Raw genomic sequence first — 24873 nt, forward strand, 5'->3', positions numbered from 1 at the left:
CATGACCCCCGGCGACCCGAGGAGAGCCGCCCGATGAGCCTGCGCATGATCCTGCGCATCCTGGGCCTGCTGCTGATGATGTTCAGCCTGACCATGGTGCCGCCGATCCTGATCTCGCTGCTGTTCGCCGACGGCATGTGGGAGGCCTTCGCGGTGGCCATCGCCATCACCGTGGCCACCGGGGCGGTGATGTACCTGCCCAACCGCCACGCCCGCAAGGAGCTGCGCACCCGGGATGGCTTCCTGATCGCGGCGCTCTTCTGGAGCGTGCTGGGACTGTTCGGCGCACTGCCGCTGATGCTCACCGGCGACACGGCCCTGGCCCCCGCCGACGCCGTCTTCGAGTCCTTCTCGGGCCTGACCACCACCGGCGCCACGGTGATCACCGGCATCGAATTCCTGCCCAAAGCGGTCCTCTACTACCGCCAGCAGCTGCAGTGGCTGGGCGGCATGGGGATCGTGGTGCTGGCCGTGGCCATCCTGCCGACCCTGGGGGTCGGCGGCATGGCCCTCTACCGCACCGAGATCCCCGGCCCGCTGAAGGACTCCAAGCTCACCCCGCGCATCACCGAGACCGCCAAGGCGCTGTGGTACATCTACGCCAGCCTGACCCTGACCTGCATGCTGGCCTACATGGCGGCCGGCATGGACTGGTTCGACGCCCTGGGCCACAGCTTCTCCACCGTGGCCATCGGCGGCTTCTCCACCTACGACGCCAGCATCGGCCACTTCGACAGCGCGCTGATCGAGATGATCTGCGTGTTCTTCCTGATCGTCTCCGCGGTGAGCTTCAGCCTGCACTTCCTGGCCTGGCGACAGCGCAGCGTGACGCACTACTTCCAGGACCCGGAAGCGCGCTTCCTGATGCTCTTCCTGCTCGGCCTGACCGTGATCACGGTGGTCTCGCTGTGGCTGACCGACACCTACGGCACCGAGCGGGGGCTGCGACACGGCCTGTTCGAGGTGGTCTCGGTGGCCACCACCGCTGGCTTCGCCGTGGCGGACTTCTCCACCTGGCCCGGCGCCCTGCCCTTCCTGCTGTTCGTCGCGGCCTTCGTCGGCGGCTGCTCGGGCTCCACCGGCGGCGGCATGAAGGTGATCCGCATCATCCTGATCCTCAAGCAGGGCATGCGCGAGGTGATGCGCCTGATCCACCCCAATGCGGTGATCACGGTGAAGATCGGCAAGGTCAGCGTGCCGGACGGCATCGCCCAGGCGGTGTGGGGCTTCTTCTCCGCCTACGTGATGCTGTTCTTCCTGATGCTGGTGGGCGTGATGGCAACCGGGGTCGACCAGGTCACCGCCTGGTCCACGGTGGGCTCGGCGCTCAACAACCTGGGCCCGGCGCTGGGCGAGGCCTCCGCCCACTACGGCGAGCTGCCGGACCTGGCCAAGTGGATCCTGGTGGTGGCCATGCTGCTCGGCCGCCTGGAGATCTTCACCGTGCTGGTGCTGTTCACCCCGGCCTTCTGGCGCAAGTAGCCAAGCCAAGCCGATGAAAGCGTCGCGGCGGGTTTGGCCCGCCGGCGGGCTTCGTGGATAATCGCCCTTTCACTCCTTCAGCCCGAGCGTCCATGACCGACTCCCAGGACTCCGTGACCACCACCCGCCCGAACGACACCACCAGCGGTCCGCGCCGGGAGCTCGTCGTGGGCGAGACCCGCTACACCCTGCTGGGCACGGCCCATGTCTCCGCCGAGAGCGCCGCGGACGTGCGCGCGCTGATCCGTTCCGGCGCGTTCGACGCCGTGGCCATCGAACTGTGCGATTCGCGCCACCACAGCCTGACGAACCCCGATGCCCTGGGCGAGCAGGATCTGTTCCAGATCTTCCGCCAGGGCAAGGCCGGCATGGTGGCCGCCAGCCTGGCGCTGGGGGCCTTCCAGCAGCGCGTGGCCGAGCAGTCGGGCATCGAGCCCGGTGCCGAGATGCGCGCCGCCCTGGAGGAGAGCCGTGACGCCGGCCTGCCGCTGCTGCTGATCGACCGCGACGTGGGCATCACCCTCAAGCGCATCTACCACAACGTGCCCTGGTGGCAGCGCCTCTCGCTGTTCTCGGGGCTGCTCGGCAGCGTGCTGTCGCGCCAGCAGGTCTCCGCCGAGGAGATCGAGCGCCTCAAGGAGGGCGACGTCCTGGAGTCCACCTTCAGCGAGTTCGCCGCCGAATCGGAGTCCCTCTACACGCCGCTGATCAGCGAACGGGATCGCTACATGGTGCTGCGCCTGGCGGAGGATGCCGCCCCCGGACGCTATCGCCACGTGCTGGTGGTGATCGGCGCCGGCCACATGAAGGGCATGGCCGAGCAGCTGGAGCAGCCGCTGCCCGCCGACCCCGCCCCGGAACGCGAGATGCTCGAGGCCACCCCGCCGCCGTCGCGCCTGTGGCGGTCGCTGCCCTGGCTGGTCTCGCTGCTGGTGCTGACCGGCTTCGCCATCGGCTTCTCGCGCAACACCGAGCTGGGCTGGCAGCTGGTGGGGGAGTGGTTCCTGATCAACGGCGTGCTCTCCGGGGCGGCCACCCTGGCGGCGCTGGCCCACCCGGTCACGGTGGCGGCGACCTTCTTCGCCGCGCCGCTCACCTCGCTCAACCCCACCATCGGCGCCGGCTTCGTCGCCGCCGGGGTGGAGCTGTGGATGCGCAAGCCCAAGGTGCGGGACTTCTCGACCCTGCGCCACGACGTTACCGAGCTCAAGGGCTGGTGGCGCAACCGGGTATCGCGCACCCTGCTGGTCTTCCTGACCGCCACCCTCGGTTCCGCCGCCGGGACCTGGATCGCCGGCTTCCGCATCGCCGGGGCCCTGTTCGGCGGCTGACCGCCCCGCCGGGGCGAACGCCGTGACGGTGACGCTGCCCGACATCGGACCCGAGCGCTCGCGCCCGGGCGACGGCGGACATCGACATGAGACATGCTGAGCCCCGGCATGAGAGAAAGCATATCCCGCCTCCTGTCCCTCTGACCTATGTTCAAGGCAGCTGCAACGCTGATCGCGGCGGCCCCATGGGCGCCATCATTGCAGTCCTTTATGACCACCAACCTTGGCAAGCATCCGGAGGAAGGCATCCGGATGAACAGGGGGAGCGAGGAGATGAAAACGGCCATTGCATCCATGGCGCTGACCGGCCTGTTGCTGGGCACCTTTCCTGTCGCTGCAGACATGCATGGCGACATGCAGAAACTGGCAGAGGAGAAGCAGTGCCTGAGCTGTCACGCCCGGGACGATGACACCCCGCGGGCGCCAGGCTTCAAGAGCATCGCCGCCAAGTACGCGGATGGCGAGATGAAGGGCTACCTGGTCGAGGTCGTGATGACGGGAGGCGAGGATCACTGGGGATCCGCGACCATGCCGGACGCCGGCGAGCGTGTCGAGGTGAGCGAGGAGGAGGCCGAAAAGCTGGTCGACTGGATACTCAGCAAGCGCGAGGAGTGAGCGCGGGGAAAGGACCCAGGTTCAGCGACGGGCCCGTTCCAGCAGACGCCGCATCGCCGCCGTCGGTGCCTCGAGCTTCTCGTGGCGCCGACTGGCGGCGTAGCTGTCGTTGAAGGCATCGAAATAATCGTCAAGCACCTCGGCCGCCTGGGCGTCTCCGGCCTGGCGCAGCAGTTCGATGGCCACCTCGGCAGTACACAGGTGAGCGGCGGAGGCCGGCTTGCGCAGCCGATAGCGGGTCAGCCGCTCGGTCGCCAGGGGCAGCACCGGCAGCCTGTCGAGGTAGGGGCTCTTGCGGAAGATCCGCCGCGCCTGCCGCCAGGTCCCGTCGAGAATGATAAAGACCGGGGTCCTTTTCTCCTCTCTTGCCGCCGTCACCGCCTCCATGCCCACCACCCGGTCGGCATAGTCCGGCTGGTCGTCGGGGAAGATCACGAAGGGCGCATAGCGCCTGTCCTCGAGCAGCGCCAGCAGCCGCTCGTCGGGCGCCGTGCGGTACCAGGTGAAGAGCTCGGTGTCGGGCAGGACGTCGCCGATCAGCCGCCCGGTGTTGGTGGGCTTGTGGTGCTCCAGGGGGTGGGTGAGCAGCCAAACTCTCGCTTCGCTGGTGGCGGTGACGCGGTAGGGACAGAGGCAGTTGAGTGCCGGCAGGTTGCAGCCCTCGCAGCGGGTGACGAAGCTGCCCCGCGCCTTGAACTCGCGGCGCGGCGGCCGCGGATGACCGGTCGCGGGGTCACGGGAGAGACCGGTGGCGGGGTCACTGGAAGGAGCGGTCGCGGGGTCGCGTTCGGTGATGGCGTCGTGGAAGCTGTCGTCCTGCATGGTGGCGTGGTCCCGGGGCCGGAGGGGGCGGCATTCTAGCATGAGCCCCGTGCAGAACACCGCACGGTTCGGGGCTGAACTTGGGGCTACCGCAGATAGCAAGGCTACTCGGGGCTCTTCCGTCGACAAGCCTGCGGGGAGGCGCTGTGAATACCTCCTTGTACGCTACCGACGCCATCCTTGGCGTAGGACCTCCCCTCCGGCTTGTCCCCGGCGCCCCTCGTTCCTTGCTTCTTGCCCCTTTCTACTCAAGTACCGTCTCCGGCAGCCAGAGCCGCCCCTCACGCCGCCAGTGCCGCACCAGTGCCGGCACGCCCTTGCCGGCGGTCTGGCCGAGGCGGGCCACGCCCGGCGGGGCCAGGGCATCGGCCTCGGGGTCGACCAGCACGCAGGGGGCGTCCAGGGGGGCGTGCTCGAGCAGCGAGGCCGCCGGCATCACGGCGAGTGAGGTCCCCACCACCAGCAGCAGGTCGGCCTGGGCGGCAATCTCGCAGGCGTCCGCGAAGTGCGGCACGCTCTCGCCGAACCACACCACGTCCGGGCGCAGCTGGCTGCCCTTGTCGCAGATGTCCCCGAGGCGGATGCCCCCGCGGGGCAAGGGGTAGTGCATGCGCGGGTCCACCGAGGAGCGCGCCTTGAGGATCTCGCCATGCAGGTGCAGCACGTGGCGCGAGCCAGCACGCTCGTGGAGGTCATCGATGTTCTGGGTGATGATGCTGACCCGGAAGCCGTGCTTCTCCAGCGCCGCCAGGGCCTTGTGGGCGGCGTTGGGACGGGCACGGCGTACCTGGTCGCGGCGCTGGTCGTAGAAGCGCAGCACCCGCCCGGGGTCCCGCTGCCAGGCCTGGGGCGTGGCGACCTCCTCGACGGGGTGGTCCGCCCACAGGCCGTCGCTGGCGCGGAAGGTCTGGATGCCGCTCTCGGCACTGATCCCGGCCCCGGTGAAGACCACCAGGTGGGGGCGTCTCGGGTCACCCATGGGTCGCCTCGTGCTTGCGGTGCCTGTCGCGCCTCGCTCAGTAGGTCAGGCCGTTGTCGTCGCCACCGGCGAAGCGCTGCTTGTTGCGATAGGGATAGACGTCGATCACCCGGCCGTCGAGGATCGCCTGCTGCACCCCCCTCCAGTAGTCGGCATCGAACAGCTCCGGGTGGAGCTGGTAGCAGAGCTTGCGCAACCGCACGTCGGCGAACAGGAAGGGGCCGAACTCCTCGGGGAAAATATCACCGGGCCCCACCGAGTACCAGGGCTCGTCGGCCAGCTCCTGCTCGGGGTACATGGGCTCGGGAATATGCCGGAAGTTGCACTCGGTGAGGTAGCAGATCTCGTCGTAGTCGTAGAACACCACCCGGCCGTGGCGGGTCACCCCGAAGTTCTTGAGCAGCATGTCGCCGGGAAAGATGTTGGCCGCGGCCATCTGCTTGATGGCATTGCCGTAGTCCTTGAGCACCGCGAGCGTCTCCGCCTCGTCGCACTGCTCGAGGTAGAGGTTGAGCGGGGTCATCATGCGCTCGGTGTAGCAGTGCTTGATGATCACCTTGTCGCCGCGCAGGTAGACGGTGGAGGGGGCCACCTCCAGCAGGTGCGCCAGGCAATCGGGGTCGAAGTGGTCCTGGCGGGCGATGAAGTTGGAGAACTCCTGGGTATCGGCCATGCGCCCCACCCGGTCGTGGCGCTTGACGAGACGATACTTCTCGCGGACGTTCTCGCGGGTCATTTCCTTGCTCGGGTCGAAGCGGTCCTTGATGATCTTGAACACGGTGCGGAACGAGGGCAGCACGAAGACCGCCATGACCATGCCACGCACCCCCGGGGCAATGATGAACTGGTCCTCGCGCTTGGCCACCTGGCGGTTCAGGGCGCGAAAGAACTCGGTCTTGCCGTGCTTGAAGAAGCCGATGGCGGCATACAGCTCGCCCTGGGGCTTGTCGGGCATCAGCTCCTGCAAGTAGTGCACGAACTCGCTGGGCACCACCACCTTCACCTGGAAGTAGGCGCGGGTGAAGGAGAAGATGATCGACACCTCGTCGGACTCGATCAACACCGTATCCAGGTGCAGCCCCTCGCCCTCCTCATGCAGCACCGGCAGCACCAGCGGCACCTGCTGGCCGCCGCCCAGTATCCGGCCGACCAGGTAGGCCCCCTTGTTGCGGTAGAAGACGCTCTTGATCAGTTCGATCTCGGCCTCGGGGTCGTCCCGGATCGCCTCCGGCAGCAGCTGCTGGAGCACCTCGCTGCCCAGGACCGCATCCCGCTCCGGGTCGACGAAGGGGGTCTCGAAGCGTGCCTCGCCCAGCGCCCAGCGCAATCCGGCTGCCCAGTCGCCGCTCACCCTGTGTCGCCGGCACAGCGTGAGGCCGGAGTGGTGCGCCGCGCGCTCCCGGGAGCTGTAGACGAACATCCAGTCGTTGCGGATGTGGCGGTGGTGGAAGAGCGAGCAGAACATCGAGTTGAAGTAGGTCTCGGCCAGCTCGTAGTCCAGCCGCTGGCTGATCAGCTCGGCGTAGTGGCGCCGGGCCTCCCCCCAGCACTCGCAGTGGGTCAGCAGGTCATCGTCGAAGGTGCGCCGCAGCCGTGCCAGCGTCTCCTGGACCTTCTCGTCGTAGAGGTCGATGCGCTCCGCCGAGGCCTGCTGGGCCTCGCGCCAGGCGGCATCCCGGAAGCGACGGCTGGCATCGTCGGTGATCTGCTTGAAGCGCGAGCGGTACTCGTCGAAGCCATGCAGCACGGTGGCGGCGAGGTGGTAGGCTGGCGAATGCTTCATGTTTCGGGCTCCGGGCAGCGATCTGCCCAGCATGACGATTTGTGCAGCGCAAGGCGAGCCGACCATGGTGGCGCCCGCCGGCACGGCCACCGGCCTTATTCGCCCTCCCCCAGCGCCAGCACATGCACCAGCGCACGCCACAGGCCCCAGCCGTCCCGCCACCCGGGCGAGACCGCCACGTGCTGCAGCGCCCCGGCCTCGAAGAGGCGCGCCTGCCCCGGCGGCAAGGCATCGCGCAGGCGTCGGCTGTGGCTGACCGGGATCACCCGGTCCTGCGGGCCGTGGATCAGCACCAGCCTGGCCTGCAGGCTGTCGAGCGCGCGACGCGAGGGGTCCAGCGCCTCGAGCTCCCTCACCAGCGAGGGCGGCAGCCTGGCGATCAGGGCCTCCACGCGGCCCGGGTCCTGGTTGGTCACCAGCTCATAGAGCGCCCGGCCCGATGCTCCCAGCCGACGGGCCTCCCCGGCCACCGGCGCCTCGGGGTCCGCCAGCCGGCGCCGGGCGATGGTCTCGAGCAGCGCCCGGTCCTGCTCGTCCTCCAGCCAGTGCAGCTGGCTCAGCAGTACGGCCCAGCGCGCCTCACGCTGCGGTGGCGGCGCCGCCCGGCCGGCACCCCCGCGATCCTCCCCGGTGGTCACATAGCGCAGCATGTCCGTCATGTCATAGTAGCCGCCCACGGCCACCACGAAGCTCACCCGATGGGCCACCGCCTCGTCCATGGCGGCGATCAAGGCCGGTCCCACCGCGAAGCTCACCGCCGCCACCGCGGTGCGCGACGGTGCCTCGGGCGCCGCCCAGGTCGCATGGCGGATGGCATCGACGATCGCCTCCACCTCCCGGGTACTGATGGAGTAGTCACGCAGCCCCTCGAGTTCCGGCACCATGACCGTGAAGCCCACCCGGCCGAGGGTCATCGCCAGCGCCACCAGACGCGGGTCGCGACGGCCCTGCTCGGTGAAGCCGTGCACCAGGAGCAGCGATCCCCGGCTGGGCTCCCGGGGGTGGTAGAGATCCGCCTGGTAGGCGCGGCCCTGGCGCACGTAGTGGCCCCCCTCCCGGCGGGGGGGCTCGCTGCGACGCTTCAGCCGGCTCTCCCCGCTGCCCGCCGAGAGGTCGCCCAGCACCAGCAGGGCCTGGTACTGCCGGTTAAGGCTGGCACAGCCCGACAGCAGGGCGGGCAGCAGGCTCAGCGCCATCAGCAGGGCCCCCAGGCGTAGACGCGTTCTCATGTCGACCAGACTAGCGGCGATGTCGAACTCCCGCCGGACTTTCAGGCACGCCACGAGGTACGGGCGGGATGACAGCACGCCGCCGGCCGGCGACAATGGCGCCCCCTTGACCCGTGACGGTGCCCCGATGACACCCGCGCTGAGCCTTCTCCATCAGGATGACCACCTGGTCGCCGTGCACAAGCCGGCCGGCCTGCTGGTGCATCGCAGCGCGCTTGCCCGCGGCGAGCGCGAGTTCCTGCTGCAACGGCTGCGCGACCAGCTCGGTCGTCGAGTCTATCCGGTCCACCGCCTGGACCGCCCGACCTCCGGGGTGATCGTCTTCGCGCTCGACCCCGAGACCGCGGCGGCCCTCCAGGCGGCCTTCGCCGCCCGCCGGGTGGCGAAGCGCTACCTGGCCGTGGTGCGGGGCATCGGGCCGCACCAGGAGCGGCTGGACTACCCGCTGCGCGATGAAGAGGGGCGCCGCCCCAAGGCCGAGATGCCGGCCATGGAGGCGGTGACCGAGATCCGCCGGCTCGACAGCGTCGAACTGCCGGTGCAGGTGGATCGCTATCCCCAGAGCCGCTACTCGCTGATGGAGGCACGACCGCAGACCGGTCGCCGCCACCAGATCCGCCGCCACCTCTCCCGACGTGGCTACCCGATCATCGGCGATGCCAAGCACGGCAAGGGCAACCATAACCGCTTCTTCGCCGAGCACCTGGAATGCCCGCGCCTGCTGCTGGCGGCGGTAGGCCTGGCCTTCGACCACCCGGTGAGCGGAGAACGCCTCGATCTCTGCTGCCCCCTGGACGCCTGCATGACGACGCTCTTCGAGCGCTTCGGCTGGTCGGGCCATTTGCCGGCGCCGCCCCGACACCGCCACCACCCGAGCGTGATGCCATGACCGATTCCGCTGCCTTCACCGCCTCCACCGCTGCCATGGACGACTACGACGCTCGCTTTGGCGGCATCCGCCGGCTCTATGGCCGACGCGCCGCCGAGCACTTCCGCAGCGCCCACGTGGTGGTGGTGGGCGTGGGGGGCGTGGGCAGCTGGACGGTGGAGGCCCTGGCGCGTTCCGGCATCGGCAAGCTGACGCTGATCGACCTCGATGATGTCTGCGTCTCCAACGTCAACCGTCAGCTGCACGCCCTGGACGGCACCATCGGCCGCCCCAAGGTGGAAGTGCTGGCCGAGCGCTGCCGGGCCATCCAGCCGGGCATCGAGGTGGTGGCCGACAGCGCCTTCGTCACCCCTGCCAACCTGGCCAGGCGCATCCCCGACGATGCCGACCAGCTGGTGGACGCCATCGACAGCGTGGTTGCCAAGGCGGCGCTGATCGCCTGGTGCAGGCGTCGCAAGCTGCCGATCGTGGTCACCGGCGCCGCGGGCGGCCAGACCGACCCCACCCGCATCCGGGTGGCCGACCTGTCCCGCACCGAGCACGACCCGCTGCTCGCCAAGGTGCGCGCCCGGCTGCGCCGCGACTTCGGCTTCTCGCGCAACCCGAAGCGGCGCTTCTCGGTGGAGTGCGTCTACTCGGACGAGCAGCTGGTCTACCCCGGTGCCGATGGCGAGGTGTGCTTCCAGAAGCCCGCCGAGGGCGAGGCCAGCCGGCTCGACTGCGCCTCGGGTTTCGGGGCGGCGAGCTTCGTCACCGGCAGCTTCGGCTTCACCGCCGCCGCCAGGGTGCTGGCCCGGCTGGCGAAACAGGCCCGCGCCACCCCCTGACAGCGCGCCCCAGGCCACGCCCCCGAGCCCACGCCCTTGAGACCCTGTCCTTGAGACCCTGCCGTTAAGACCAAAGGAGCCGCCCCATGGAACACCACTGCCCTCGCCCCGGCATCTACCGTCACTACAAGGGCCCGCTGTACGAGGTGCTGGGCGTCGCCCGGCACAGCGAGACCGAGGAGCCGCTGGTGGTCTATCGCGCCCTCTACGGCGACTATGGCCTCTGGACCCGCCCCCTGGACATGTTCCTGGAGAGCGTCGAGGTCCAGGGCGAGCCGGTCCCCCGCTTTGCCCTGGAGAAGGCGTTCCCCTGACGCAGGAGCGCCCCGTGGCCACAGGCCGCGGGGCGCTCGTCGAGGCTCAGCAATGACAGTCGCTTTGCGCGTTATTCCTCGCCGGCTTCCTGCATCTGCTTCTGCAGGTAGTTCTCGATGCCGACCTTGTCGATCAGGCCGAGCTCGGTCTCGATATGGTCGATGTGGTCTTCCTCGTCGGCGAGGATGTCCCGGAAGAGGTCACGGCTGACATAGTCCTTGACCTGCTCACAGTAGGTGATCGCCTCGATGTAGTCGTTGCGACCCTCATGCTCGATCTTCAGGTCGCACTCGAGCATCTCACGCACGTTCTCGCCGATGTTCAGCTTGCCGAGATCCTGGAGGTTGGGCACCCCCTCGAGGAAGAGGATGCGCTCGATCAGCTTGTCGGCGTGATTCATCTCCTCGATGGACTCATCGTACTCCCACTTGGCCAGCGCCTTCAGGCCCCAGTCCTTGTACATCTTGGCATGCAGGAAGTACTGGTTGATGGCCACCAGCTCGTTGCCGAGCGCGGTGTTCAGATGTTCGATGACCTTGCTGTCGCCTTTCATCTCATTACCTCGATCAGGGTTGTCAGGGAACTGGCTGTCAGCTTGGCACGACCACCGAAGCCTGGCCAGCCCGCACCTACCACAGTCTAGGCAATATCACATATAACTCAATCAAATCATGGACTTGTTAAGGCGAAGGAGAACAATAGCTATTGCCATCAGACGGCGTAGGCGAGTCCCTCGGCCGCGGCACTGAGTTCGGCCTGGATTGCCTCGCGGGTGATGTCCTTGCCGGTGCAGGCGCACTTGCCGCACTGAGTCCCGCACCCCGTCACCTGCTGGACCTCGCGCCAGCTGCGCGCCCCGTCCTCGACGACGTCCCGGATGCGGTGGTCGGTCACGTTCTTGCAAATACACACGTACATCACATCACCTCACGCTGGCCATGAAGTAAATGTAAATGATTCGCATGGGTAATCGCAAGCGGCATCGCGCAAAAACCTGACCGAGGTCAGGACCGGCGCGTCGCGCGCTCCTCAAGGGCGCTTGGGAAGGACCACCACCCGGGTGCCGGAGGCGATGTCCGACCAGCTACGCTTCTCGCCGTCGACCAGGATCCACAGGTATCCCAGGCCGAAGGCGGCCAGCGAGATGCTGGCCACCAGGAAGCGCTGCAGCGCCTGGAAGCCGGTGATCGAGCAGCCATCGAGGGTCTGCACCCGCAGCCGCCAGGCCTGCATGCCCAGCGTCATGCCGCCACGGGTCCAGAAGAAGCCGAAGAAGACGAAGGCAGTGACCGCCAGCAGCAGGCGCAGCGACAGCACCTGGACAAGCCCCGTGCCCACCTGCTCCGCCGGCACCTCCAGCACCAGCCGCACCACGGCCAGGTGCGCCGAGACCATGACGATCCAGATCGCCAGCACCAGCAGGCCATCATAGAGCATGGCGCCCAGCCGCCGGCCGAGGCCGGCCGGCCAGACAGCGTCGAGTTGGTCGAAACGTCGTTGCATGAATCCCCCGGCTCAGCCCGTACGGCGTAACAGATAGAACCCCACCCCGGCACATAGCAGGGTCGGCGCCAGCACCGCCCAGGCCGGCGAGAAGCCGAATACCGTGGAGGCCGGCCCCAGCAGGTCCTGCAGGTACTTGAAGACCAGGCCGGTGATCACCCCGTAGAAGACCCGCGTGCCCGCGGCCACGGTGCGCAAGGGGCCGAACACGAAGGAGGCCGCCACCAGGACTAGCGACGCCATGGTCAACGGCATCAGCATCTTCTGCCAGAAATAGAGCAGCGGCTGGGTCGCCTGCTGGCCCTGGTCGCGCAGGTAGCGGGCATAGGCCCACAGCTCGCTGGGCGCCTGGCTCTCCACGTCACGCAGTAGCCGGTCGAGCTGGTCCGGCGTCATGGCGGTCTCCCAGCCCAGGGTCTCATGGCGCTCGACCTCGGTGCGCGCCTCGAGAAAGCGGGTCACCGCCACGTCCTCCAGTTCCCAGCGGTCATCGCGCCACACCGCCCGGCGGGCGCTCGTCGCCTCGCGCAGGGTCTTGCCCTCGAAGCGGTAGCGGGTCAGGTCGAGCACGGTATCATCGGCGCGGATGGCACCGAAGCGATAGAAGCTGTCACCCTCGCGCTGCCAGCCGCCGCGCTCGGTGAGCACCGCGCCCTCGCCCTGCATCTGCTCGAGGCGCCAGGCGCTGGCGAACTGCTCGGTACGCGGGCTGACGAACTCGGCGATGGCGAGCACCACCACGATCACCAGGATGATGGGCTTCATCACGCCCCAGAGGATGCGGACCAGCGAGCGGCCGGCGGCGCGCATCACCGTCAGCTCGTTGCTCGAGGCCATGCTGCCAAGCCCGATCAGCGCCCCGATCAGCACCCCCACCGGCGCGTACTGGTAGAAGCGCCAGGGCAGGCGCATCAGCAGGTAGAGCAGTACCTGGAAGGCGCCATAGTCGCCTTCCACGTCGCCGAGATCATTGATGTAGGTGATCACCAGGTCCAGGCCCAGCAGCACCACCTGCACCACGATGATGGCGCCCAGCACGTTGCGGGCGATGTAGCGGTCGAGCCGGTCGATGATCATCCGCTCATCCCCTTGTGCTGGGCCCGGGCCATCATCGCCAGGCCGATGGCCAGGAAGCCGCCATGGATCGGCCACATCCCAAGCGCCACCGGCCAGCTGCCACGGCCGATGGCGTCCAGCGCCGCCAGCAGCAGGCTGAGGTAGGCCACGTAGAGGAAGATCGCCGGCAGCAGCTTGGCGAAGCGTCCCTGGCGGGGGTTGACCCGGGAGAGCGGCATGGCCAGCAGGGTCAGGATGAAGACCATCAACGGCAGGCCAAGCCGCCACTGCAGCTGGGCCCGCGCCGGCCGGGCGTCATCGGCGAACAGCGCGGCGGTGGTGGCGTATTCGGGCGCATCGAGCTCGGCCTTCTCGGCGGCCCCCGAGAGGCGCACCGCATAGGTGCCGAATTCCAGCCGCTCGGCCTCGGCCCGCCCGGGGTCGACGCTGTAGCGCTCGCCGTCGGCGAGCACCAGGAAACGGCTGCCGGTCTCGGGATCGGTGGTCTGGTAGCCGGTTTCGGCTCGGGTCACCACGCTCTCGGGGGTGCCGTCGCCGCGCGACTGACGCTCGCTGATGAACACCTCCTGCATGCGGCTCTGGTCCTCGTTCATGGCCTCGGTATAGGCCGTGCGGCCGCCGCCGAAGTCCTGGAAGCGCCCCGGCGCCAGGGCGGAGAAGTCGAGCTGGCTGCGCTGCTCCTCGAGCAGCACCTCGTTGTGCAGGGCCCCGGTCGGGGTCAGCCAGAGGCTGCACATCCCCACCAGGATCGCCACCAGGGTGGCGGGCACCAGGCTGACCTGCAGCAGGCGGTTGGGGCTGGTGCCGCAGGCCACCAGCACGGTGATCTCGCTGTTGAGGTAGAGCTGGCCATAGGCCAGCAGGATGCCCAGGAAGAACGCCAGCGGCAGGATCAGCTCAAGGAACCCCGGCAGGTGGAAGAGCATCAGGGTGCCGAGGATGCTCGCCGGGATCTCCCCCTCGGCGGCATTGGAGAAGTAGCGGATGAAGCGGCTGCCCATGATCACCAGCAGCAGGACGCCAGCCACGGCGGCCATGGTCAGCAGGATCTCGCGGGTCAGGTAACGGAATATGATCAACGCTGTCTCCCGGCCCGGCACCCCGCGGGGCCCGGCCATCTTCCATGCAATGACGCCTTGCCTTGGGTACACTGGGATGACTCGGCAACGTGCCGGCATTATCCAGAATCCCCCATCGCTTGTCTTGTGGAGACACCATGGAATTCCCCGTTCAGACGGCCAATCCCGCCAAGGCCGAGACGGCCTGTCTCGTGGTACCGGTGTTCAAGGATGGCGCGCTGCTGCCCGCGGCCGCCAAGCTCGACGACGTCAGCGAGCGGCTGATCGGCCAGCTGATCGAGCGCGGTGACTTCGATGCCAGGCTGGGCAATGTGCTGATGGTCCCCTTCGCCCCGGGGCTCAATGCCGATCGTCTGATGCTGGTGGGCCTCGGCGAGCGCGACAAGTGCCGGGAAGGCGCCTTCCGCAAGGCACTGGATGCCGCCTTCACCGCCCTGGCGGCGCTGCCCGTCGAGGAGGTCGCCGTGGCCTTCAACGACGTGCCGGTGCCCGACCGGGCCTGTGACTGGAAGGCCCGCATGGTGGCCGAGGCCGCCCATCGCGCCGTCTACCGCTTCGACGAGTTCAAGTCCGAGAAGGCCCCCGCGCCGCAGCTCGCCCGCGTCACCCTGCTGGTCAGCGAGCAGGGCGATGCCGAGGCGGCCCGCCTGGGCGGGCGCATCGGCGACGCCATCGGCCAGGGCGTGGCCACCACCCGCACCCTGGGCAACCTGCCGGGCAACGTCTGTACCCCCAGCTACCTGGCGGAGCAGGCCGAGGCGCTGGGCGAGGGCTCCGGCGGGGCGCTCTCCGTGGAGATCCTCGACGAGGAGGCCCTGGAGCGCCTGGGCGCCCACAGCCTGCTCTCCGTGGGCCGCGGAAGCGAGCAGCCCTCGCGGCTGATCGTCATGAGCTACCAGGGTGCCGAGAACCCCGACGAGGCGCCCCACGTGCTGGTGGGCAAGGGCATCACCTTCGACACCGGCGGCATCTCGCTCAAGCCCGGCGAGGCGATGGACGAGATGAAGTTCGACATGTGCGGGGCGGCCAGCGTGTTCGGCACCGTGACCGCGGTGCTGGCCATCAAGCCGAGGATCAACCTGGTGGCCATCGTCGCCGCCGCCGAGAACATGCCCGACGGCCGTGCCACCAAGCCCGGCGACATCATCAAGACGCTCAAGGGCCTCTCCGTGGAGGTGCTCAATACCGATGCCGAGGGCCGCCTGGTGCTGTGCGATGCCCTGACCTACGCCGAGCGCTTCGAGCCTGCAAGCGTAGTGGACATCGCCACCCTGACCGGGGCCGCCATCATCGCCCTGGGCCACCATGCCACCGGCCTGCTCGCCAACGATGACGACCTGGCGCTGGACCTGCTGGATGCCGGCGAGACCGCCTGGGACCGCGCCTGGCACCTGCCGCTGTGGGACGAGTACCAGGAGCAGCTCGACTCCAACTTCGCCGACCTGGCGAACATAGGCGGCCGCCCGGCGGGCACCATCACCGCCGCCTGCTTCCTCTCGCGCTTCGCCGACAAGTTCCCGTGGGCGCACCTGGACATCGCCGGCACCGCCTGGACCTCCGGCAAGGAGAAGGGGGCCAGCGGCCGCCCGGTGGGGCTGCTGACCCAGTACCTGCTGGACCGCGAGACCGACCATGAGGTCGAGATCACCGACGACTGATTTCGCGCCCGGCAGGGTTGCCTTTTCGCGGTGGTGACCTTTTCATGTGGGATGTCGACTTCCATGCACCGGGCCCTTGCCGGCCCGGTATCCTGTTTAGTGCACGGGCGCCCGGATGCGCCCCGCCAGTAGCGGAGACCCCTTGCCGTGTCCCTTGAACGCTTTTCCGTGAGCCCCTCCACTCGCCCCACCGCGGAAACGATCCGCAACGACATCCTCGACAACCCGGGCTTCGGTCGCTACTTCACCGACCACATGGCCCATGTCCGCTGGACCCTCGATGCCGGCTGGCACGGCCATGAGGTGCGCCCCTACGGCCCGCTGACCCTGGACCCCGCCGCCGCGGTGCTGCACTACGGCCAGGAGATCTTCGAGGGCATCAAGGCCTACCGCCACGCCGACGGCTCGGTCTGGACCTTCCGCCCGGAAAAGAACGCCGAGCGCTTCCGCCGCAGCGCCCGCCGCCTGGCCCTGCCGGAGCTCTCCGACGAGGACTTCATCGACTCGCTCAAGGCCCTGCTCGCTCGCGACCAGGCCTGGGTGCCGACCCCGGCCAGCGAGGCCGACGAGTCGAGCCTCTACCTGCGTCCCTTCATGATCGCCAGCGAGACCTTCCTCGGGGTGCGCCCGTCCCATGAGGTCGACTACTACGTCATCGCCTCGCCGGCGGCCGCCTACTTCCAGGGCGGCGTGAAGCCGGTCTCCATCTGGCTCTCCTCGCACTACAAGCGCGCCGCTCCCGGCGGCACCGGCTACGCCAAGTGCGGCGGCAACTACGCCGCCTCGCTGGCCGCCCAGAAGGAGGCCGCGGCCCATGACTGCAGCCAGGTCGCCTTCCTCGACGCCGCCGAGAACATGTGGGTCGAGGAGCTCGGGGGCATGAACCTGTTCTTCGTGTTCCGCGACGGCCGCATCGTCACCCCGCGCCTCACCGACACCATCCTCGAGGGCGTGACCCGCGACTCGGTGCTGACCCTGGCCAGGGACGAGGGCCTTACCCCGGAGGAGCGCCCGATCAGCATCGAGGAGTGGCGCGAGGGCGCCGCCTCCGGCGAGATCACCGAGATCTTCGCCTGCGGTACCGCCGCGGTGATCACCCCGGTGGGCGAGCTGGTCACCGAGAGCGACCGCATCCGCCTCTCCGCCCAGGGCGACAACGAGGTGGCCAAGCGCCTGCGCACCCGCCTGCTCGACCTGCAGTACGGCCGCCGCGAGGACACCCGAGGCTGGCTGACGCGCCTGGCCTGAGACACTCGAGCTTACGCCTCCTTCCGATCAAGGGGCGCCGGAGACAGGGCGAAGAGGGGGTCCTATGCCAGGAATGGCATCGGTAGCGCCCAGGGAAGGGTTCACAGCGCCCCCTCGCTCCCTGTCGCCGGGCCAGCCCCGCGACGAGTTGCTCTGCGATAACCCATGACCCAAGTCGACTTCTATATCCTCCCTGATACCACGCTCGAGGCCCGCCTGCTCTTCGCCTGCCGGCTGGCCGAGACGATCTATCGCAAGGGCTACCGGCTGCACCTGCACGCCGAGGACGAGGCCATGGCCCGGGAGCTGGACGACCGGCTCTGGACCTTTCGGGCCGATGCCTACGTGCCGCACGCCCTGTCGGGGGACGAGGCGGCCGAGGGCGTGCCGGTGACCATCGGCTGGCAGGACCTGCCGATGGACGGCGAGCCGCCCCAGGCGCTGCTCAACCTGCATCCCGGGATCCCCGAGTGGTTCTCGCGCTTCGAGCGGGTCGCCGAGATCATCAACCAGCACCAGGACGTGCTCATCGCCAAGCGCGAGTGCTGGCAGACCTACAAGAAGCGCGGCTACCCGGTCACCCCCCACCAGCTCAAGGGCCAGGCGGGCTGACGCCTCCCCCGGCATCACGCTATAATCGGGCCCATTTTTCAGCATCCCCGGCACCCTGGCAGCTCCCGCGAGGCGCGCTGCCATGGGTCGGTGCCACCTCCTCGACCCGGAATGCCCATGGACAAGACCTACCAACCCGAGCAGATCGAATCCCGCTGGTACGCGCGCTGGGAAGCCGACAACCGCTTCGCCCCCTCGGGCGAGGGCGAGCCCTACGCGATCATGATCCCGCCGCCCAACGTGACCGGCAGCCTGCACATGGGCCACGCCTTCCAGGACACCATCATGGACACCCTGATCCGCTGGCGGCGGATGCAGGGACGCAACACCCTCTGGCAGGTGGGCACCGACCACGCCGGCATCGCCACCCAGATGCTGGTCGAGCGCAAGGTCGCCGCCGAGGAGGGCAAGACCCGCTTCGACCTGGGCCGCGAGGCCTTCATCGACCGGGTATGGGAGTGGAAGCAGGAGTCCGGCGGGCATATCACCCGCCAGCTGCGCCGCATGGGCGCCAGCGTCGACTGGTCGCGCGAGCGCTTCACCATGGACGACGGCTTCTACCGGGCGGTGCAGGAGGTCTTCGTGCGCCTCCATGAGGAGGAGCTGATCTACCGCGGCAAGCGGCTGGTCAACTGGGACCCCACCCTGCACACCGCCATCTCGGACCTCGAGGTCGAGAACCGCGACCAGCAGGGCAGCTTCTGGCACTTCCGCTACCCGCTGGCCGACGGCGTCACCACCGATGACGGCAAGGACCACCTGGTCGTCGCCACCACTCGCCCGGAGACCCTGCTCGGCGATACCGGGGTGGCGGTCAACCCCGAGGATCCGCGCTACGCGTCGCTGGTCGGCAAGTTCGTGGAACTGCCGCTGGTGGGGCGCCGTATCCCGATCGTGGCCGACGAGCACGCCGACATGGAGAAGGGCTCGGGCTGCGTGAAGATCACCCCGGCCCACGACTTCAATGACTACGAGGTGGGTCGCCGCCAGGGCCTGCCGCTGATCAACGTCTTCACCCAGGACGCCGCCATCCTCGCCCGCGCCGAGGCCTTCGATATCCAGGGTCGGCCGCTGCCGGAGATCGACCCGACCCTGCCCGAGGCCTATGCCGGGCTGGATCGCTTCGAGGCAAGGGCACGCATCGTCGCCGACATGGAGGCCGCCGGCCTGCTCGAGCAGGTGGAGACCGTCAGCAACACCCTGCCCTATGGCGACCGCTCCGGCGACGTCATCGAGCCGTTGCTCACCGACCAGTGGTTCGTGGCCGTCGAGGAGCTGGCCAGGCCCGCCATCGAGGCCGTGGAGAAGGGCGACATCCAGTTCGTGCCGAAGAACTACGAGAACATGTACTTCGCCTGGATGCGCGATCTCCAGGACTGGTGCATCTCCCGCCAGCTGTGGTGGGGCCACCGCATCCCCGCCTGGTACGACGCCGAAGGCAACGTCTACGTGGCGAGAAGCGAGCAGGAGGCCCGCGAGAAGCATGACCTTCCCGCCGAGGTCGAGCTGACCCAGGACGAGGACGTGCTCGACACCTGGTTCAGCTCCGGGCTCTGGACCTTCGGCACCCTGGGCTGGCCGGAAGAGACCCCGGAGCTGGCGACCTTCCACCCCTCCAGCGTGCTGGTCACCGGCTTCGACATCATCTTCTTCTGGGTCGCGCGGATGATCATGCTGACCGGCAAGTTCATGGGCGAGGTGCCCTTCCAGCAGGTCTATGTGCATGGCCTGGTGCGCGACGGCCAGGGCCAGAAGATGTCCAAGTCCAAGGGCAACGTCCTCGACCCCATCGACCTGATCGACGGCATCGACCTGGAGAGCCTCGTCCAGAAACGCACCGGCAACATGATGCAGCCGCAGAAGGCCCGGGCGATCGAGAAGGCCACCCGCGCCGAGTTCCCCGAGGGCATCGAGCCCCACGGCACCGACGCCCTGCGCTTCACCTTCCTCTCCCAGGCCACCACCGGGCGCGACATCAAGTTCGACATGGGCCGCCTGGAGGGCTACCGCAACTTCTGCAACAAGCTGTGGAACGCCTCGCGCTATGTGCTGATGAACGCCGAGGGCGAGGACACCGGCCTGGGGGGTGAGCCGGTCGAACTGTCGCTGGCCGACCGCTGGATCGTCTCGCGCCTGCAGCAGACCGAGACCCAGGTGACCCGAGCCCTGGAGGAGTTCCGCTTCGACCACGCCTCCCAGGCGCTCTACGACTTCGTCTGGAACGAGTACTGCGACTGGTACCTGGAGCTCTCCAAGCCGGTGCTGTGGGACGATAACGCCAGCGCGGAGGCCAAGCGCGGCACGCGCCGCACCCTGGTGCGCGTGCTGGAGGCGATCCTGCGCCTGGCCCACCCGATGATGCCCTTCATCTCCGAGGAGATCTGGCAGCGCGTCGCGCCGCTCGCCGGCACCTGCCAGGGCGAGGGGGACTCCCTGATGGTCCAGCCCTGGCCGCAGGCCGACGACAGCAGGGTCGACGAGTCGGCGACCCGCGATATCGAGTGGCTCAAGGGCGTGATCGTCGCGGTGCGCAACATCCGCGCCGAGATGAACATCGCCCCGGGCAAGCCGCTGGAGGTGCTGCTCACCAAGGGCGGCGCCGCCGACCGTGAGCGCCTGGCGGCCAACCGGCCCTTCCTCGCCAAGCTGGCCAAGCTGGAGCGCGCCGAGTGGCTCGACGCCCCCGAGCAGGCGCCGCTGTCTGCCACCCAGCTGGTGGGCGAGATGGAGGTACTGGTGCCCATGGCTGACCTGATCGACAAGGAGGCCGAGCTCGCCCGCCTGGCCAAGGAGATCGACAAGCAGGACAAGCTGATCGGCGGCATCGAGAAGAAGCTCTCCAACGAGAGCTTCGTCGCCAAGGCGCCCGAGGCGGTGGTCGAGAAGGAGCGCGGCAAGCTCGCGGATTTCCAGGCGGCTCGCAAGGTGCTAGTCGAACAGAAGGACAAGATCGCCGCGCTCTGATCGCTGTCCACTCCCCCAGGACGAAAGGGCCCGCCAATGGCGGGCCCTTATCGTTCAGGGATCGGTCGCTACAGGATCAGTCGACGCGTCGCCAGCCGCCCAGCACCCGCTGGTCGGGGCCGAAGAACACCAGCCGGTCGTGGTCGATCAGGTAGCGGTAGGCGTTCTCCAGCATGCCGGTCACCCGGGCGGCGTCCTCGGCCCGGGGGCAGGCGCGACGCGTGGTGGCCAGGTCCGAGAACGCGATGCGGTTGTTGTCGCCCAGCGCGGCCCGACCGGTCAGCCGATTGCAGCCGTCGCTGCCGCTCACCCGGCCATCGCGATCGATCACGAAGTGGGGGTGCTCCGGCATCTCGAGGCGCTCGTCGGTGCCCACCAGCAGCAGGTTCCAGCGCTGGTCGACCACCGGCCCCTCGAGCCGGGCCGTGGGCTCGTCGGCGACCTGGGGCGCCGGCCCACCCCCGCAGGCGGCCAGCAGCAGGGCGCCGGCCGCGAGCATCAGTGTATTGCGTAACGGTTTGATCATCATGGTATCTTCCTTGAGGCACGAGGCGATTGCCCAGGCGCCAAGCTTGCCCCAGCCGGGGCATCGAGACAATTCCCCCGCTCCACCGTTCATTGCTCCCCATGAGGCCCCGCATGCTTCACGCGCTCCACAACGATGCCCTCGGCAAGCTGATCCTGCGACTCACCGTGGCAGGCCTGCTGCTGCCCCACGGGCTGACCAAGCTGCTCAACCCGGGCAGCCTGACCTGGATCGGCAATACCCTGGCCGGCCAGGGGCTACCCACCGTGCTCGCCTACGGCGTGCTGGTCGGCGAGGTTGCGGCGCCGCTGATGGCGCTGGTCGGCTGGCGTAGCCGCGTGGCGGGACTGCTGATGGCCGCCAACATGGTGGTGGCCATCTTTCTGGTGCACATGGGGGAGATCACCGCCTTCAAGGACAACGGCGGCTGGGCTCTGGAGTTGCAGGGCTTCTTCCTGTTCGGCGCCCTGGCGCTGGTCTTCCTGGGCAGCGGACGTATGGCCTGGCGGCCGGATTGAGCCTGCCACCCGGACACCGAGCCCTGGCGATTACCAGGTACCCGTGTTTTCCATGGAAGCCCAAGGCTCTTTCGGTTCCTGGGGTTCCCCCTTCTGGAGCAACTCGACGGAGATATTGTCGGGACTTCTGACGAAGGCCATGTGGCCGTCCCGGGGCGGACGGTTGATGGTCACGCCATTCGCCTGCAGGTGCTCGCAGAGGGCATAGATGTCGTCCACCCGGTAGGCCAGGTGGCCGAAGTTGCGCCCGCCGGAGTACTCCTCGGGATCCCAGTTCCAGGTCAGCTCCAGCTCCGGCGCCTTGAGCTCGGCGGAGCGGGCCTCGTCCGCCGGGGCGGCCAGGAAGACCAGGGTGAAGCGGCCCTTCTCGCTCTCCTTGCGACGCACCTCGGTCAGGCCGAGCAGGTCACAGTAGAAGTGCAGCGAGGCGTCGAGGTCGCTGACCCGGACCATGGTGTGCAGGTACTGCATGGGAAACTCCTGTCGCGTCAGTCGTGGGTGTATTCGGAGAAGATCGCCGGCGTGCGATCGTCATGGCGCCAGCCCAGCACCGCATAGTCGTCCTGGCGGCCGGTCTCCATGCCGGGAGAGCCATGGGGCATGCCCGGCACCGCCAGTCCCGCCAGGTCGGGCCGTTCGTCCAGCAGGCGACGGATGTCGGCCGCCGGGACATGGCCCTCGATCACGTAGCCATCCACCACCGCGGTGTGGCAGGAGGCGAGCTCGGGCGAGACGCCATGCTCGATCTTCACCGCCCGCATGTCGCGGGTCTCGTGCTGTGTGACCTCGAAGCCCTCGGCCTCCAGGTGCTCGGCCCAGGCGGTGCAGCAGCCGCAGTTCGGGTCCTTGTGTATCTCCACCACGGGTTCGGCCCAGGCGGGGATGGCGGTGACGGCCAGCAGGGCGCCGGCGAGGGTCAGGCGTAGCGGTGATGTCATGACGGGCACTCCCCGGTATAAGGTATCGGCACGATTGTCGGTCATTTCCCGGCCCCACTGCCACCCGGAGCGACAGCATGAGCCACTACTGCGACCTGGCCCCCGGGCATCCGTTCCACGGCCCCTATCACGACCACGAATACGGCTTCCCGGTGGACGACGACGGCACCCTCTTCGAACGCCTGGTGCTGGAGATCAACCAGGCGGGACTCTCCTGGCTCACCGTGCTGAAGAAGCGCGAGGCCTTCCGGGAGGCCTTCGAGGGCTTCGACATCGACCGCATCGCCAACTATGGCGAAGCCGAACGGGCGCGGCTGCTGGCGGATGCGGGCATCATCCGCAACCGCCTCAAGGTCGATGCCGTGATTCACAACGCCGCGGTGGTGCAGGTGCTGCAGGCCGAGCACGGCAGCCTGCGCTCCTGGCTCGACCACCACCATCCGCTGGATCATGCCGCCTGGGTGCGCCTCTTCCGGCGCACCTTCCGCTTCACCGGGCCGGAGATCGTGGGCGAGTTGCTGATGAGCACCGGCTACCTGTCGGGCGCCCACCGCGACGACTGCCCGGTGCAGGCGCGCATCCTGGCCGCCTCTCCGCCCTGGGCACGGCCCGGTTGAGCGCCGCCCGGGGGAACCCCCGGCACAGCGGGGCGTCACAGGAAAGGCTTACCGCTGACCAAGGACCTCCTGATGGACTCGATTACCCAGGCCGCGCTGGGCGCGGCAATCGGCGGCGCCGTGCTCGGCCGGCGGCTGGGCCGCAAGGCGGTCCTGGTGGGCGCGGCCCTCGGCACCCTGCCCGACCTGGACGTGATCAGCGACTACGGTGATGCCGTGGCCAATGTCACCGAGCACCGAGGCTTCTCCCACTCGCTGTTCGTGCTGGCGGGACTGGCCACCGCCCTGGCACTGCTCGCGGCGCGATTCGCACCGGCCCGGGACATCTCCCTGCGCCGCTGGGGGCTCTTCTTCGGACTCATCCTGCTGACCCACCCGCTGCTCGACGCCCTGACCACCTACGGCACCCAGCTCTGGTGGCCGCTGGAGGTGCGCCCCGCGGCCTGGCCCATCGTCTTCATCATCGACCCGCTCTACAGCCTGCCGCTGCTGGTGGGTGTGGGGGTGGCACTGGCCACCGGCAAGGCGCAGCGGGCCCCGCGCTGGGGACTGGCCCTCTCCTGTGCCTACCTGGTATTCGCCGTCGGGGCCAAGCAGCTGGTCGAGGCGCGCATCGCCCCGGTGCTGGCCGAGCAGGGTCTGGAACAGGCGCCGCGGCTCGTCCAGCCCACCCCCTTCAATACCCTGCTGTGGCGGGTCACGGTGGCCGACGGCGCGCACCTCCACGAGGCCCTGGTGGGGGTGCTCGATGGCGACCGTCGGCCGTCGCTGGAGACCTATGCCCGGGGCGCCGACCTGGAGGCGAAGGCACTCGACAGCGCACGCGGCCGGCGCCTCGACTGGTTCGCCGGCCCCTTCCTGCGCTACGAGACTCGCCCGCGAGAGGGCCGCGAGACCCTGGTAGCCACCGACCTGCGGCTGGGCTTTCCGGGCTTCCACCCCTTCGCCTTCACCCTGGCCACCCGCGACGACGGCGAGTGGCAGCCGGTCGGCGTCTCCGAGCAGCTGCCCTCCCCCTCCCGCGGCAACCGTGACGCCCTCACCCGACTGGGTTCCCGCATCCTCAGCCCGGAACCCGGGCTCTGCACCAGCGACTTCGTGTCCCGCCAGTGGCTGGTCGGCACGCCCGGCACGTGCTGACGACAGGCAGCGACGCAAACGGGGGTGGCCATCCGGCCACCCCCGCACCTTTTCGGCCCGTGTCGACCGGGACGGTCAGAGGCGCGCCACCAGGGCGTCGATGGCCTGACGCGCCTCCTCGATGGCCGCGTCACGCTTGCCCATGTTGAGCCCCTCGGCGAACACCACATCCACCTCGGTGATGCCCATCAGCCCCAGCATGCCCTTGAGGTGCGGGGTCTGGCTGTCCAGCTCGGTGCCAGCATACTGGCCGCCGCGGGCCGCCAGGATCACCGCCCGCTTGCCCTCGACCAGTCCCTTGGGGCCGCTCTCGGTGTAGCGGAAGGTCTCGCCGGCCCGCAGCACCCGATCGAACCAGGCCTTGAGCTGGGAGGGGATGCCCAGGTTGTAGAGAGGCACCGCCAGCACCAGGACGTCGTGGTCGAGAAGCTCGTGGATCAGGGCGTCGGAGCGCTCGGCCAGCGCCCTCTGCTCGGCCGAACGCTCCTCGGCCGGCACCTGCCAGGCGCCCAGCTCGCTGGCCTCGAGGTGCGGCAGCGCCTCGGCGACCAGGTCGCGGTGGGTCACCGCCAGCCCCTCGCGCTCGGCGGCGCGGGTCCGGAAATGCTCGGCCAGGGCGATGGACTGGCCCTTCTCGCCGAGGATGGAGGCGGTGAGGACGAGGGCACGGGTAGTCATGGCGATCTCCTTGGATGCGGTATCGGATAATTGATCGCCATTT

Annotated in this window: 26 protein-coding genes; 13 read left to right on the forward strand and 13 right to left on the reverse strand. The window is 68.7% G+C overall.

Features of this window, described 5'->3' with window-relative positions; genetic code table 11:
- The first annotated feature begins 33 nt into the window (after positions 1-33).
- From DFP85_RS13995 to DFP85_RS14005, 3 genes are all read left to right on the forward strand, one after another.
- Positions 34-1482, forward strand: a complete 1449-nt coding sequence (locus DFP85_RS13995; RefSeq protein WP_133637019.1) for a TrkH family potassium uptake protein — start codon at positions 34-36, stop codon at positions 1480-1482.
- Positions 1483-1574: 92 nt separating this feature from the next.
- Positions 1575-2813: a TraB/GumN family protein gene (locus tag DFP85_RS14000; RefSeq protein WP_133637021.1), complete on the forward strand. Its 1239-nt coding sequence runs from the start codon at positions 1575-1577 to the stop codon at positions 2811-2813.
- A 273-nt stretch (positions 2814-3086) separates the two neighbouring features.
- Positions 3087-3428 (forward strand): c-type cytochrome, encoded by a 342-nt coding sequence (locus tag DFP85_RS14005; protein ID WP_208108513.1) that lies wholly within the window; start codon positions 3087-3089, stop codon positions 3426-3428.
- Positions 3429-3449: 21 nt separating this feature from the next.
- Here the strand turns inward: DFP85_RS14005 and DFP85_RS14010 are convergent, their stop codons facing one another.
- The 4 genes from DFP85_RS14010 to DFP85_RS14025 all read right to left on the reverse strand — a co-directional run bounded on the left by DFP85_RS14010 (position 3450) and on the right by DFP85_RS14025 (position 8241).
- The gene (locus DFP85_RS14010) at positions 3450-4250 is read right to left on the reverse strand and encodes a tRNA-uridine aminocarboxypropyltransferase (protein ID WP_133637024.1); all 801 of its coding nucleotides are present in this window, start codon (positions 4248-4250) and stop codon (positions 3450-3452) included.
- Between the two features lie 244 nt (positions 4251-4494).
- The gene (locus tag DFP85_RS14015; protein WP_133637025.1) at positions 4495-5229 is read right to left on the reverse strand and encodes an SIR2 family NAD-dependent protein deacylase; all 735 of its coding nucleotides are present in this window, start codon (positions 5227-5229) and stop codon (positions 4495-4497) included.
- Positions 5230-5266: 37 nt separating this feature from the next.
- On the reverse strand, positions 5267-7012 hold the full coding sequence (gene aceK / locus DFP85_RS14020) for a bifunctional isocitrate dehydrogenase kinase/phosphatase (protein WP_133637027.1): 1746 nt from the start codon (positions 7010-7012) through the stop codon (positions 5267-5269).
- A gap of 95 nt (positions 7013-7107) precedes the next feature.
- Complete coding sequence (locus DFP85_RS14025; RefSeq protein WP_133637029.1) at positions 7108-8241, reverse strand: alpha/beta hydrolase family protein; 1134 nt, start codon at positions 8239-8241, stop codon at positions 7108-7110.
- Between the two features lie 127 nt (positions 8242-8368).
- Here DFP85_RS14025 and DFP85_RS14030 point away from each other — a divergent pair, with 127 nt between their 5' ends.
- From DFP85_RS14030 to DFP85_RS14040, 3 genes are all read left to right on the forward strand, one after another.
- Positions 8369-9130, forward strand: coding sequence for a pseudouridine synthase (locus tag DFP85_RS14030; RefSeq protein ID WP_133637032.1), 762 nt, complete (start codon positions 8369-8371; stop codon positions 9128-9130).
- Positions 9127-9957 carry a tRNA cyclic N6-threonylcarbamoyladenosine(37) synthase TcdA gene (gene tcdA / locus DFP85_RS14035; RefSeq protein WP_133637034.1) on the forward strand — a complete coding sequence of 277 codons (831 nt, stop codon included), beginning with the start codon at positions 9127-9129 and terminating at the stop codon, positions 9955-9957. The genes DFP85_RS14030 and tcdA overlap by 4 nt, the downstream gene beginning before the upstream one ends.
- An 86-nt stretch (positions 9958-10043) precedes the next feature.
- Positions 10044-10271, forward strand: a complete 228-nt coding sequence (locus tag DFP85_RS14040; RefSeq protein WP_106231784.1) for a DUF1653 domain-containing protein — start codon at positions 10044-10046, stop codon at positions 10269-10271.
- A gap of 71 nt (positions 10272-10342) precedes the next feature.
- Here DFP85_RS14040 and bfr read toward each other — a convergent pair whose 3' ends face one another.
- The 5 genes from bfr to lptF all read right to left on the reverse strand — a co-directional run bounded on the left by bfr (position 10343) and on the right by lptF (position 13931).
- Positions 10343-10825 (reverse strand): bacterioferritin, encoded by a 483-nt coding sequence (gene bfr / locus DFP85_RS14045; protein WP_133637036.1) that lies wholly within the window; start codon positions 10823-10825, stop codon positions 10343-10345.
- A 158-nt stretch (positions 10826-10983) separates the two neighbouring features.
- Positions 10984-11190 carry a (2Fe-2S)-binding protein gene (locus tag DFP85_RS14050; RefSeq protein WP_133637038.1) on the reverse strand — a complete coding sequence of 69 codons (207 nt, stop codon included), beginning with the start codon at positions 11188-11190 and terminating at the stop codon, positions 10984-10986.
- 111 nt (positions 11191-11301) lie between these two features.
- Positions 11302-11775 carry an RDD family protein gene (locus DFP85_RS14055; RefSeq protein ID WP_133637040.1) on the reverse strand — a complete coding sequence of 158 codons (474 nt, stop codon included), beginning with the start codon at positions 11773-11775 and terminating at the stop codon, positions 11302-11304.
- A 12-nt stretch (positions 11776-11787) separates the two neighbouring features.
- Entirely contained in the window at positions 11788-12852 is a 1065-nt protein-coding gene (gene lptG / locus DFP85_RS14060) for an LPS export ABC transporter permease LptG (protein WP_133637042.1), read from the reverse strand.
- On the reverse strand, positions 12849-13931 hold the full coding sequence (gene lptF / locus DFP85_RS14065; RefSeq protein WP_208108514.1) for an LPS export ABC transporter permease LptF: 1083 nt from the start codon (positions 13929-13931) through the stop codon (positions 12849-12851). The genes lptG and lptF overlap by 4 nt, the downstream gene beginning before the upstream one ends.
- A 137-nt stretch (positions 13932-14068) precedes the next feature.
- Between lptF and DFP85_RS14070 the strand changes: the two genes are divergently transcribed.
- From DFP85_RS14070 to DFP85_RS14085, 4 genes are all read left to right on the forward strand, one after another.
- A complete protein-coding gene (locus DFP85_RS14070) occupies positions 14069-15589 on the forward strand; it encodes a leucyl aminopeptidase (protein WP_133637046.1) in 1521 nt (506 codons plus the stop codon).
- Between the two features lie 147 nt (positions 15590-15736).
- Entirely contained in the window at positions 15737-16837 is a 1101-nt protein-coding gene (locus DFP85_RS14075) for a branched-chain amino acid aminotransferase (protein ID WP_133637048.1), read from the forward strand.
- 165 nt (positions 16838-17002) lie between these two features.
- Entirely contained in the window at positions 17003-17449 is a 447-nt protein-coding gene (locus DFP85_RS14080; RefSeq protein ID WP_133637050.1) for a DNA polymerase III subunit chi, read from the forward strand.
- Between the two features lie 117 nt (positions 17450-17566).
- Positions 17567-20413: a valine--tRNA ligase gene (locus DFP85_RS14085; protein ID WP_133637052.1), complete on the forward strand. Its 2847-nt coding sequence runs from the start codon at positions 17567-17569 to the stop codon at positions 20411-20413.
- Between the two features lie 76 nt (positions 20414-20489).
- Here DFP85_RS14085 and DFP85_RS14090 read toward each other — a convergent pair whose 3' ends face one another.
- Entirely contained in the window at positions 20490-20942 is a 453-nt protein-coding gene (locus DFP85_RS14090) for an META domain-containing protein (protein WP_133637054.1), read from the reverse strand.
- 110 nt (positions 20943-21052) lie between these two features.
- Between DFP85_RS14090 and DFP85_RS14095 the strand changes: the two genes are divergently transcribed.
- Positions 21053-21457 carry a DoxX family protein gene (locus tag DFP85_RS14095; RefSeq protein WP_133637055.1) on the forward strand — a complete coding sequence of 135 codons (405 nt, stop codon included), beginning with the start codon at positions 21053-21055 and terminating at the stop codon, positions 21455-21457.
- A 30-nt stretch (positions 21458-21487) separates the two neighbouring features.
- Here the strand turns inward: DFP85_RS14095 and DFP85_RS14100 are convergent, their stop codons facing one another.
- Positions 21488-21928, reverse strand: coding sequence for a VOC family protein (locus tag DFP85_RS14100; RefSeq protein ID WP_133637057.1), 441 nt, complete (start codon positions 21926-21928; stop codon positions 21488-21490).
- Between the two features lie 17 nt (positions 21929-21945).
- Positions 21946-22395, reverse strand: a complete 450-nt coding sequence (locus tag DFP85_RS14105; protein ID WP_133637059.1) for a DUF411 domain-containing protein — start codon at positions 22393-22395, stop codon at positions 21946-21948.
- Positions 22396-22472: 77 nt separating this feature from the next.
- Between DFP85_RS14105 and DFP85_RS14110 the strand changes: the two genes are divergently transcribed.
- Positions 22473-23012, forward strand: a complete 540-nt coding sequence (locus DFP85_RS14110; RefSeq protein WP_133637061.1) for a DNA-3-methyladenine glycosylase I — start codon at positions 22473-22475, stop codon at positions 23010-23012.
- A gap of 72 nt (positions 23013-23084) precedes the next feature.
- Complete coding sequence (locus tag DFP85_RS14115; protein ID WP_133637063.1) at positions 23085-24152, forward strand: metal-dependent hydrolase; 1068 nt, start codon at positions 23085-23087, stop codon at positions 24150-24152.
- Between the two features lie 75 nt (positions 24153-24227).
- Here DFP85_RS14115 and DFP85_RS14120 read toward each other — a convergent pair whose 3' ends face one another.
- Positions 24228-24830 (reverse strand): FMN-dependent NADH-azoreductase, encoded by a 603-nt coding sequence (locus tag DFP85_RS14120; RefSeq protein WP_133637065.1) that lies wholly within the window; start codon positions 24828-24830, stop codon positions 24228-24230.
- Between the last annotated feature and the right edge of the window lie 43 nt (positions 24831-24873).

The sequence above is a fragment of the Halomonas ventosae genome (assembly GCF_004363555.1).
In the GTDB taxonomy this organism is placed as follows: Bacteria; Pseudomonadota; Gammaproteobacteria; order Pseudomonadales; family Halomonadaceae; genus Halomonas; species Halomonas ventosae.